The organism is Bradyrhizobium uaiense (assembly GCF_010811875.1).
Classification (GTDB): domain Bacteria; phylum Pseudomonadota; class Alphaproteobacteria; order Rhizobiales; family Xanthobacteraceae; genus Bradyrhizobium; species Bradyrhizobium uaiense.
In genome coordinates, this window is record NZ_VKHP01001006.1 from 1 (window position 1) to 243 (window position 243).

A 243-nucleotide genomic window follows, 5' to 3' on the forward strand; every position below is an offset into this window, starting at 1 on the left:
TAGCCTGGGCAACGGATTGGGCTCCTGAATCTACAAATATCGATTGATTTTCAGATACCAAATGATATCTGTTTTCAGATAGCAGTCGGTATTTGTAAATCAGCGTGTCGGACGGACGCGCGAGGAGATCATCAAGAAGGGGTTTGCGCAGGCCTCCGTGCGCGATATCGCCGACGCGGCCGGATTTTCGCAGGGCGCGTTCTATTCGAATTTTCCCGACAAGGAGGCGATCCTCCTGGAACT

General features: G+C 51.9%; 1 protein-coding gene. It reads right to left on the reverse strand.

Features of this window, described 5'->3' with window-relative positions; genetic code table 11:
- The coding region (locus tag FNJ47_RS55270; RefSeq protein WP_430649506.1) for a hypothetical protein at nt 1–243 on the reverse strand (243 nt) is incomplete at both ends.